The 6,197-nt window shown below is 64.0% G+C and carries 9 protein-coding genes and 2 tRNA genes; 3 read left to right on the top strand and 8 right to left on the bottom strand.

Going from position 1 to position 6,197, the window contains the following annotated elements; all coding sequences use genetic code 11:
- Positions 1-2: 2 nt before the first annotated feature.
- The 8 genes from ssb to ispE form a co-directional block, all read right to left on the bottom strand.
- Positions 3-368 (bottom strand): single-stranded DNA-binding protein, encoded by a 366-nt coding sequence (gene ssb / locus VNN77_18325; GenBank protein ID HXG53360.1) that lies wholly within the window; start codon positions 366-368, stop codon positions 3-5.
- A 27-nt stretch (positions 369-395) separates the two neighbouring features.
- Positions 396-779 carry a 30S ribosomal protein S6 gene (rpsF, locus tag VNN77_18330; protein ID HXG53361.1) on the bottom strand — a complete coding sequence of 128 codons (384 nt, stop codon included), beginning with the start codon at positions 777-779 and terminating at the stop codon, positions 396-398.
- A 74-nt stretch (positions 780-853) separates the two neighbouring features.
- Positions 854-1,420: an aminoacyl-tRNA hydrolase gene (gene pth, locus VNN77_18335; GenBank protein HXG53362.1), complete on the bottom strand. Its 567-nt coding sequence runs from the start codon at positions 1,418-1,420 to the stop codon at positions 854-856.
- A gap of 34 nt (positions 1,421-1,454) precedes the next feature.
- On the bottom strand, positions 1,455-2,117 hold the full coding sequence (locus VNN77_18340) for a 50S ribosomal protein L25/general stress protein Ctc (GenBank protein HXG53363.1): 663 nt from the start codon (positions 2,115-2,117) through the stop codon (positions 1,455-1,457).
- 37 nt (positions 2,118-2,154) lie between these two features.
- Positions 2,155-3,108 carry a ribose-phosphate pyrophosphokinase gene (locus VNN77_18345; protein HXG53364.1) on the bottom strand — a complete coding sequence of 318 codons (954 nt, stop codon included), beginning with the start codon at positions 3,106-3,108 and terminating at the stop codon, positions 2,155-2,157.
- A 161-nt stretch (positions 3,109-3,269) separates the two neighbouring features.
- Positions 3,270-3,343 (bottom strand) — tRNA-Gln (locus tag VNN77_18350).
- A gap of 48 nt (positions 3,344-3,391) precedes the next feature.
- Entirely contained in the window at positions 3,392-3,679 is a 288-nt protein-coding gene (spoVG, locus tag VNN77_18355) for a septation regulator SpoVG (GenBank protein ID HXG53365.1), read from the bottom strand.
- A 63-nt stretch (positions 3,680-3,742) separates the two neighbouring features.
- Positions 3,743-4,609 (bottom strand): 4-(cytidine 5'-diphospho)-2-C-methyl-D-erythritol kinase, encoded by an 867-nt coding sequence (gene ispE / locus VNN77_18360; GenBank protein ID HXG53366.1) that lies wholly within the window; start codon positions 4,607-4,609, stop codon positions 3,743-3,745.
- Between the two features lie 50 nt (positions 4,610-4,659).
- Here ispE and VNN77_18365 point away from each other — a divergent pair, with 50 nt between their 5' ends.
- From VNN77_18365 to VNN77_18375, 3 genes are all read left to right on the top strand, one after another.
- A complete protein-coding gene (locus VNN77_18365; GenBank protein ID HXG53367.1) occupies positions 4,660-5,484 on the top strand; it encodes an inositol monophosphatase family protein in 825 nt (274 codons plus the stop codon).
- A gap of 35 nt (positions 5,485-5,519) precedes the next feature.
- Positions 5,520-5,594: transfer RNA gene (locus VNN77_18370), tRNA-Arg, on the top strand.
- 192 nt (positions 5,595-5,786) lie between these two features.
- Positions 5,787-6,134, top strand: a complete 348-nt coding sequence (locus tag VNN77_18375) for a hypothetical protein (protein ID HXG53368.1) — start codon at positions 5,787-5,789, stop codon at positions 6,132-6,134.
- Positions 6,135-6,197 lie beyond the last annotated feature (63 nt).

Below are 6,197 nucleotides of genomic sequence, written 5' to 3' on the forward strand. Positions count from 1 at the left end.
GATCAGTGCGATTCCTGATCCTGGTCGCCTGCCGGTGCGCCCGCGCCGTCTAAAAATTGCACGGTATTCGCGACGATCTCGTGCTTGCTTCGCTTCTTGCCGTCGGGAGTTTCCCAGCGGCGCTGGTTCAGCCGCCCGTCCACCAGGACTCGCGAGCCCTTACGGAGAAAACTCTTGCTGTTCTCCGCCACCCGCCCCATCGCCACGACGTCGATGTAGCAGACGTCCTCCTTGAGCTCCTCGTGGACGCGGTAACGGTGAGGGACCGCCAGCGAAAACTCGCAAACCGCGGCGCCCGCCGGCGTGTAACGAAGCTCCGGGTCCCGGGTGAGATTTCCCAACAAGATGACTTTGTTGTACTCGCCCATCGGAGGGCCGCCCGGCGGTTCGCCTCCTTAGGCCGGCGCTTCCGCTTTGCCCGGGCCCGGCTCGCCGCCCGTCTTCCCGCCTTCCTCCTCGCGGCTCTTGGGAGGAGACACGCCGCGAGTCGGGCTCCCCTCTTCCGCCCGGACCGTAAGGTAACGCAAGATGCCGTCGGTGAGCTTGAGGTTACGCTCCAGCTCCTCGACGCCGCGCCCCGATGAGCGATACCGCAGCAGCGCGTAATATCCCCTGTTCTGCTTCTGAATGCGGTAGGCCAGCTCCCGCAGGCCCCATTCATCGACGTCGGTCACCGTGCCTTCCTGGCTCTCGATGATCTTTCTGAACCGGTCGATGAACTCTTTGACTCTACCCCCCTTTTCCGGATGAACGATGAAAAGGGTTTCATAAAGTGCCACGGTCGAGCATCCCTCCGCGATAAATGGTTGTTTTTAGCACAGCAAGCCCGCCTTTACAATGCCGCGCGCACGCGCTACCCCGCCCGGTTGAACTGCCCCATCGCCCGCTCCGGGCCCTCGAGCAGCAGACAGGCGACCGCGTCCGCCGCGCGCCCGGCGAACTCGCCCAGGCGGCTCGCTTCCTCCGGCGTGAAGGGCTCGAGCACGTAGTCCGTAGGATCGACACCCTCCGGCGGACGCCCGATCCCCAGCCGCACCCGGTAAAACGACGCTCCCGCCAGCTCGTCGAGAATCGACTGCACTCCGCGGTGGCCGCCGGCGCTTCCCCCGGGGCGTATGCGAATTCTCCCGAACGGCAGGTCGAGATCGTCGTAAACGACGATCAGGTCCTGCGGAGTCGCTCCGCATTCTTTCAGCAGCGCCCTTACCGCCGCCCCGCTGCGGTTCATGTAAGTCTGCGGCTTTGCGAGCAGGACCCGCTCGCCATCGAAGACCGCTTCCCCCACCAGGGAATCGCACCGGCGGGAACGCAGCCTGGCGCCGCGACGCTCGGCGACCAGCTCGACCACGACGAAGCCGAGATTATGGCGCGTCCGCTCGTACTTCTTGCCCGGATTGCCGAGGCCGACGACAAGCTTCACCGCTCGGGTCCCGTCGCGCAGAACAGACCCGGCATCAGGTTTCTTCGGCGCCCTCTTTCTTCTCTTCCGGCGCGCCCAGTGTCGGCGCTACGGCTCCCTCCACCGGAGCCGCCGCGGCTGGAGCCGGAGCCTCCTCGACCGTCGGCGGCACCACCGTCACGATCGTGAAGTTGGAGTCGAATACGGCGCTGATGCCGGGCGGCATCTTGAGGTCCTCCACGTGAATGGCGTCTCCGATGTCGAGCTCGCTCACGTCGACCTGGATCGATTCCGGGATGTCCAGCGGCAGGCATTCGACCTCGATCTCGCGAACCACGGGCTGCAGGATACCGCCGCGAACCACTCCCGCGGCCTTCCCGACGAACTGGAGCGGGACTTGCACCTGGATCTTGATGCTCAGATCGACCTCGTAAAAGTCCGCGTGAAGGATCTCCCCGGTGACCGGATGGAACTGCATCTCCTTGACGAGCGCGACCTTGTCGGCCAGCGCGGGAGACTCCGACCTCAGCCTGACGAGATGCGAGCCGGTCAGCACGCCCACCCGGGTCGAGAACTCTCTTTTGTCGAGCTGCAGAGGAACCGGCGGCGTCTTCGGACCGTAGAGCACGCCCGGAATCTTTCCGGCGCGGCGGAGCCGGCGCGCCTGCCGCTTGGCCTTCACCTCACGCGCATCGGCATGGATCTCAAGAGTTTCCAACGAAAGCTACCTCCTGTAAAAAAACGCCCGGCCGGAATCAGACGAACAGCGAGCTGATCGACTCCTCCTCGTGCGTGCGGCGAATCGCCTCGCCGATCAGGTGCGCGACCGAAAGCACCTTGATCTTACGGCATCTCTGGGCTTCCGGCCCGAGCGGAATCGTATTGGTCACGATCAGTTCTTCCAGCGGCGATTCCTCGATTCTCTGGATTGCCGGCCCCGAGAGCACGGCGTGGGTGCAACACCCGAGGATCCTTTTCGCCCCCTCGCGCTTCAGGGCCTCCGCCGCCATGGTCAGCGTGCCGGCGGTGTCGACCATGTCGTCGAGCAGGACGGCGACCTGATCCTTGACCTCGCCGATGATGTTCATCTCGGCCACGACGTTGGGGCCGACCCGCCGCTTGTCGATGATCGCGAGCGAGGCGTCCAGTCGCGTGGCGATCGCGCGCGCCCGCTCCACGCCGCCGGCGTCCGGCGAGACGATCGTCACTTCGTGGTTGTTCAGCCGCTTGCGCAGGTGCTGGAGCAGGACCGGCGTCGCGTACAGGTTGTCGACCGGGATGTCGAAGAACCCCTGAATCTGGCCCGAGTGGAGATCCATCGTGAGCATGCGCGAGGCGCCCGCGGTGGTGATCAGGTCGGCCACGAGCTTGGCGCTGATCGGCACCCGCGGCACCACTTTGCGGTCCTGCCGCGCGTAGCCGTAGTACGGCATCACCGCGGTGATGCGCTTGGCGGAGGCCCGCTTGAAGGCGTCGAGCATGAGGAGGAGCTCCATCAGGTTGTTGTTTCCCGGGGAACAGGTCGACTGCAGGACGAAGACGTCGGCGCCCCGAACGTTCTCCTTGATCTCGACCTTGCTTTCCCCGTCGCTGAACGTCTCGACGACGGCTTCGCCCAGCGGCACCTTGAGATAATCGCTGATCTCCCGCGCCAGCGGCGGGTTGGAATTGCCCGCAAAAATCTTAAGCTCCGCGCCTTGTCGACTCATAACCATCCCGCCGGGATCGTATAGCAATTCCCGCGCCCGAAACGCCTCGTCCGGTTCACGGACGGGCCGAGCGTGAGCTGACAAAAAAGAAAAAACCCGCCGAACGAGCGCGAGACCGGGCCGTCTTTGATGGAATCGCGCCGCGTCAATCAGGTGGAAACTGGCTGGGCGGGAAGGATTCGAACCTTCGATACCGGATCCAAAGTCCGGGGCCTTACCGCTTGGCGACCGCCCATCCCCGAACCTCCCCAGAGATGTTCATCCGCCCGGGCAGATGATCGGTCTACCCGCCTCCGAGGGCTCTCTGGCTCCCCCCTTCCGCGAGAACTTTCTCGTACTCGGCTATGATCTTGTCTTCAATCATTCTTCGCGTCTCGTTGTTGATCGGATGGGCGATGTCCTTGTAGGTTCCGTCTTTTCTCTTCTTGCTCGGCATCGACACGAAGAAGCCCGTGGTCCCTCGGATGATCTTGAGATCGCGGATCACGAAACAGTGGTCGAGAGTGATGGTCACATAAGCCCTCAGCTTATCTTCATCGACAGGAAAGACCCTAACTTCTGTAACCTGCATAGGGACCTCCTCTTCGCGCGCGGCCTGATGCCGGACAAACCTTGCGGGCTTGTTGTTCCCCCACTACCTCAACGTATGTGCAAGAAAAGCGTGAACCCCCTCCTCCTTCCGCAACCGGGCAAAGGCTTGCGCCGCTTTTTGCCTCGAAGTAAAGACGCCGAAGACCGAAGATCCGCTCCCGGACATCAGGGCCAGGACGGCGCCCTGCTGTGCCAAACTCTCCTTCAGGCGACGGATCCGAGGATATCGGGCCAAAGTAACCGCCTCAAGGTCGTTGACGAGAATTTCCGGCAGACCTTTCAGGCTCCGCAATCGCGACGTAATGCTAGTATTTGCAATGGGTTTTGTCAACTTAACTGGCGCGTTCCGGTAAGCCCAGGAAGTGGCCACAGGAAAGCCCGGATAGAGCACCACCAGCCAGAGCCGGCGGAGCCCGGAAACGGGGGTGAGCCGTTCGCCGATACCCCGGGCCCGGGCCGTCCGGCCGTATACGAAAAACGGCACGTCTGCGCCCAGCCGGACTGCGAGACGGGCCAGCCGGCGACGCGTCCAGCCCAACCGAAGCAGCCGGTTCAGGCCAATCAACGCGGCCGCGGCGTCGCTGCTCCCGCCTCCGAGGCCCGCCCCCACGGGAATGCGCTTACGGATGCGGATGACGATCGAGGCGTCGACCCGCGCTTCGGAAAGCAGCAGCTCCGCCGCGCGGTAAGCGATATTTCGCCGTCCCCGCGGCGCGATCGGGGGCACGCACGAGACCGAGATTTGCCGCCGCGGGCGGGCTTTCCGGCCCGCAACGGGGCGCCGCCGGATCTCGACCTCGTCCCAGAGCGAGATCGGCGCCAGGATCGAATCGATCAGATGATAGCCATCTTTGCGCTTGCCGGTAACGCGCAGCCCGAGATTGATTTTCGCCGGCGCTCGAATCTTCACGACCCATTAGGTAACATAGCACTCGGCGGTTTGCGACGGACGTTTCCGCAATGACGGGCATGGTTGCGAGTTTTCTGTCGGCGGCGTGGGACGCGGCAAGGGCGGCCGGTGAGCTATTGCGCGAGAGCTGGCTGAAGCCCCAGACAATCGACTACAAGGGAGCGATCGATCTTGTGACGGCCGCCGACCGGGAAAGCGAGCGCTGCATCGTCGCCGCGTTGCGCGAGCGCTTTCCCGACCATGCGATCCTCGCGGAAGAGGAATCGAACGTCACGGGCTCCGGAAGCGGCTATCGCTGGATCGTCGATCCGCTCGACGGCACGACCAATTTCGCCCACGGCTATCCGCATTTCTGCGTCTCGATCGCTCTCGAGCACGAAAGTGAGCTGATCGTCGGGCTCGTCTACGATCCGCTGCGTCGGGAATGTTTCCGCGCCGCGAAGGGGCACGGCGCAACGCTCAACGGCAGCACCATTCGAATCTCAAGCACCCCCGAGCTGGACAAATCACTGCTCGCCACCGGCTTTCCCTACGATCGACGCGAGCATCCCGATTTCTACCTCGCTTACTTCAAGGCCTTCATGGTCCGCTCCCAGGGCGTGCGGCGCGACGGTTCGGCGGCGCTGGATCTCTGCTACGTCGCCTGCGGCCGGCTCGACGGCTTCTGGGAGATGAAGCTCCAGCCGTGGGATACCGCCGCCGGAAGCCTCATCGTGACCGAGGCCGGCGGGCGCATCAGCGACTTTTCCGGCGGACGGTTTTCCCTCTGGGGCAGCGAGACGCTGGCCTCCAACGGAACCATTCACGACGAGATGGTGGCGGTGGCGAGCACGGTTTCGGGCTCCGTGCCGCCGGGCTGGCGGGTGGCGCGTTGACTCGGCGGTCCCGCCGATGGTACAAAAATCAGCGGGCGCCCGTAGTGAAAAGGATATCACGAGGGTCTCCGGAACCCTAAGTCCGAGTTCGATTCTCGGCGGGCGCACCACCTGTAAATTTCTTCTCCTCGCCTTCGAATACGTCCGCCAGTCTCCTGAATTGGCTGCAGCGGAACGCCACGCGCGGACAGCGACGCCGTCGCGGCCGAAATTCCGTTTGACAAGCCGATTTTCCGTCCAATAGTATCGCGGGCATGACTTCGCGCGCAGCCTGTCGCCGTCGGCTCTCCCCATGCGCCGCGATGCGCGCTGCGTCCTGTCTCCCGGCGCTTCTCTGCCTCGTTTTGGCCGCCGCCTCCTGCGAGCAGTTCAATCGTCTTACCGCAACCAGGATCAAGGACGTTCTCGAGCGGCCGCGGGACTACGAAAACAAGCAGATCACCATCCACGGCACCGTCACCGACGCCGCGTCCGTTCTGTTCGTGAAGTACTTCACGCTGCGGGACGACACCGGTTCGATCCGGGTGATCACTGATCGAGTGTTGCCGAAGAAGGGCGAGCGGCTCACGGTCACCGGGTTCATGGAGTCGCTCGAGATCGGCAGCGAGCGCTGGGTCGTGCTGCGGGAGAAAGGCGCGAAGCCGAGCTGACGTCCCCGGGAGGGTGACGATGGAGCGGGTCGAAGTGGTTGTCGTCGGCGCCGGACCGGCGGG

The sequence above is a fragment of the Candidatus Zixiibacteriota bacterium genome (assembly GCA_035574315.1).
Lineage (GTDB): Bacteria > Desulfobacterota > Binatia > UBA9968 > UBA9968 > DATLYW01.

What these genes read in the sequence shown, in the direction of transcription:
- ssb (HXG53360.1), bottom strand. Translation starts at nt 368, where the DNA reads ATGGGCGAGTACAACAAAGTCATCTTGTTGGGAAATCTCACCCGGGAC.
- VNN77_18345 (HXG53364.1), bottom strand. Translation starts at nt 3,108, where the DNA reads ATGAGTCGACAAGGCGCGGAGCTTAAGATTTTTGCGGGCAATTCCAAC.
- spoVG (HXG53365.1), bottom strand. Translation starts at nt 3,679, where the DNA reads ATGCAGGTTACAGAAGTTAGGGTCTTTCCTGTCGATGAAGATAAGCTG.
- VNN77_18365 (HXG53367.1), top strand. Translation starts at nt 4,660, where the DNA reads ATGACGGGCATGGTTGCGAGTTTTCTGTCGGCGGCGTGGGACGCGGCA.
- VNN77_18375 (HXG53368.1), top strand. Translation starts at nt 5,787, where the DNA reads ATGCGCGCTGCGTCCTGTCTCCCGGCGCTTCTCTGCCTCGTTTTGGCC.